The following is a 447-nucleotide window of genomic DNA, read 5'->3' as shown; positions in this document are numbered from 1 at the left end:
ATCCCTAGAATGATGGGCTTACAAAACGCTGATGTGATCATGGATCCTAGCGGTAAAAAACTCATTCCTTTAAAAGCTTTTGGCGTTTCTGTGATGAGCATGGGGCTTTCATTTACCCTAATTTTGACAAGGATATTTTCAGCTTTGGTTTTGTTAAAAACATCACCTTGCATGCCAACCAATTAGGGCTTTTAATAGAAATCCCCTCAAGCTCTGAAGAAACGAGCGCGATTTTAAGGGAAAATATCTCCAGAGTGATGGGCTTACAAAACGCTGATGTGATCATGGATCCTAGCGGTAAAAAACTCATTCCTTTAAAAGCTTTTGGCGTTTCTGTGATGAGCATGGGGCTTTTGTATGATGAGGGGCAGAGTCTCATTTGGAGCGGGCCCATGGTCATGCGAGCGATTGGGCAGATGCTAAGGGAAATTATTTGGGGGGTTTTAG

1 protein-coding gene and 1 pseudogene are annotated in these 447 nt (G+C 42.7%); both read left to right on the top strand.

What is annotated here, in order from left to right:
- Nucleotides 1–186, top strand: a pseudogene (locus BZK24_RS09460) (hypothetical protein); the annotation flags it as partial.
- The coding region (locus tag BZK24_RS08705; RefSeq protein WP_143424423.1) for a P-loop NTPase at nt 111–447 on the top strand (337 nt) is incomplete at its 3' end. The pseudogene BZK24_RS09460 and the gene BZK24_RS08705, both read left to right, overlap by 76 nt.

Source organism: Helicobacter pylori, assembly GCF_001998165.1.
GTDB lineage: Bacteria > Campylobacterota > Campylobacteria > Campylobacterales > Helicobacteraceae > Helicobacter > Helicobacter pylori_DL.
Note: the sequence above shows the minus strand (reverse complement) of the source record. Positions and strands in the feature narration are given on the sequence as shown.